The organism is Ramlibacter sp. (assembly GCF_035706265.1).
Lineage (GTDB): Bacteria > Pseudomonadota > Gammaproteobacteria > Burkholderiales > Burkholderiaceae_C > Ramlibacter.
This window is the reverse complement of sequence record NZ_DASSVG010000705.1, coordinates 1-2,289: the sequence shown is the minus strand read 5'-3', so window position 1 is coordinate 2,289 and position 2,289 is coordinate 1. Positions and strand designations below refer to the sequence as shown.

3 protein-coding genes are annotated in these 2,289 nt (G+C 73.3%); all 3 read left to right on the top strand.

What is annotated here, in order from left to right:
* On the top strand, window positions 1-583 hold a 583-nt coding region (locus VFM98_RS25370), incomplete at its 5' end, for a nickel-dependent hydrogenase large subunit (RefSeq protein WP_325112667.1).
* Between the two features lie 35 nt (window positions 584-618).
* A complete protein-coding gene (locus tag VFM98_RS25365) occupies window positions 619-1,626 on the top strand; it encodes a HupU protein (RefSeq protein WP_325112666.1) in 1,008 nt (335 codons plus the stop codon).
* Window positions 1,627-1,634: 8 nt separating this feature from the next.
* On the top strand, window positions 1,635-2,289 hold a 655-nt coding region (locus VFM98_RS25360; RefSeq protein WP_325112665.1), incomplete at its 3' end, for a nickel-dependent hydrogenase large subunit.

The following is a 2,289-nucleotide window of genomic DNA, read 5'->3' as shown; positions in this document are numbered from 1 at the left end:
GTGCGAAGAGCATGCCGCGAGCTTTCCGCCGGCCCGCCTGCTGCACGACTGGCAGGTGCCGGCCCTGCAGCGCACGTTGCCTTGCGCGCCGCTGCACCTCGCCACGACCGGCGACGTGCGCACCCTGGCCTGTGCACTCGCATGCGAAGCGGATTTCGCTCAGCGGCCGCATTGGCACGGCGCAGCGCGCGAGACCGGCCCCTGGGCGCGGCAACGCCATCCCCCCGACCGGCTCCCCGCCACCGCCTGGGAGCGCCTGGCCGCCCGCTGGCGCGAGCTGGTCGAACTGTCCTGCGCCGGTGAAAACCCTTTGCTGCAGCAGGGCGCACTGCGCTTCGCCGCCGGCGAGGCGGTCGCCTGGTGCGAGATGGCGCGCGGCCTGCTGTTGCACTGGGTCCGCCTCGATGCCTGCGGCCGGGTGCGGGACTACCGCGTGCTCGCGCCGACCGAGTGGAACTTCCATCCGGAGGGTGCGCTGGCGCGGGCGCTGGAGCGGCTCGATCCCTCCGATACCACCTCCTCGGCGCTGCTCGGCGCCGCCTTCGATGCCTGCGTGCCCTGCACCGTCGCCAGCGAGGCTTGAGATGGCGCAAGTGCGCGCGCACCCGCCTCGCTAGCATGCCCACGATGATGCGCGTCCTGTGGCTCCAGTCCGGCGGTTGCGGCGGCTGCAGCATGTCCATGCTGTGCGCCGACACGCAGGACTTCGCGGGCCTGCTGCGCGGCGCCGGCCTGGAGTTGCTGTGGCATCCGGCACTCTCGCAGGCCGACGGGCCCGACTTCGTCGACCTGCTGCAGGATGCCGCCACAGGCCGCGAGCGCATCGACGCCCTCTGCATCGAAGGCGCCCTGCTGCGCGGCCCCCACGGCAGCGGCCGCTTCCACGTGCTGGCCGGAACGGGCCGGCCGATGATCCACTGGGTGCGCGAACTCGCTGCGGTGGCGCAGCACGTGCTGGCCATCGGCAGCTGCGCCGCCTGGGGCGGCTTCGCCTCCGATCCCGCGAGCGCCACCGAAGCCTGCGGCCTGCAGTACGAGGACGAGGTCAAGGGCGGCCTGCTCGGCGCCGCGTTCCGTTCGCGCTCGGGGCTGCCCGTGATCAACGTGGCCGGCTGCCCCACCCATCCCGGCTGGGTGCTGGAGACACTGATGGTGCTTGCCGCCGGCCAGCTCGCCGAAGCCGATCTCGACGCGCTCGGACGGCCGCGCTTCTACGCCGACCAGCTCGTGCACCAGGGCTGCAGCCGCAACGAGTACTACGAATACAAGGCCAGCGCCACCCAGCCGGCGCAGCTCGGTTGCCTGATGGAGCACATGGGCTGCAAGGGCACGCAGGCGCATGCGGACTGCAACCGCCGCCTCTGGAACGGCGAGGGCTCCTGCGCGCGCGGCGGCTATCCGTGCATCAGCTGCACCGAGCCGGGCTTCCAGCGCCCTGGCCATCCCTTCCACCTCACGCCCAAGGTGGCCGGCATCCCGATCGGCCTGCCCACCGACATGCCCAAGGCGTGGTTCGTCGCGCTCGCGTCGCTCTCCAAGAGCGCGACGCCGAAGCGCGTGAAGGTCAACGCGACCAGCGACCGCGTGATGCTGCCGCCGCAGCCGCGCAAGACCGGCCTGCGCTGAAGCCCGCCATGACGCGCCTGGTGCTGGGCCCCTTCAACCGCGTCGAGGGCGACCTCGAGGTGCAGCTGGAGGTGGAGGACGGCCGGGTGCGCGAGGCGCGCGTGCAGGCACCGCTGTACCGCGGCTTCGAGAACCTGCTGCTGGGGCGCGACCCGCTCGACGCCCTGGCCATCGCGCCGCGCATCTGCGGGATCTGCTCGGTCTCGCAGTCGGTGGCCGCGGCGCGCGCGCTCGCCGATGCGGCCGGCGTGCAGCCGCCCGCCAATGGCGCGCGCGCCACCAACCTGATGCTGGCCTGCGAAAACCTCGCGGACCACGTCATGCACTTCTACGCCTTCTTCATGCCGGACTTCGCGGCGGCGGACTACGCGGGGCGGCCCTGGCACGCGCAGGCGCGCCAGCGCTTCAGCGCCGTCGCGGAGGGCTCGGGCGCCACGGGCTCGCACACCCGCGCGGCCCTGGCAGCCCGCGCGCGCTGGCTGGAACTGGTCGGCACGCTGGGCGGCAAGTGGCCGCACACCGGCGCCATCCTGCCGGGCGGCAGTGCGCGGCCCATCGAAGGCGCGGAGCGGCTGCGCCTGCTGGCGCGGGTGCGCGAGATGCGGGCCTTCCTCGAAGCCACCGTGTTCGGCTGTCCGCTGGAGGAGATCGCCGCGCTCGACG

What these genes read in the sequence shown, in the direction of transcription:
- VFM98_RS25365 (WP_325112666.1), top strand. Translation starts at nt 619, where the DNA reads ATGCCCACGATGATGCGCGTCCTGTGGCTCCAGTCCGGCGGTTGCGGC.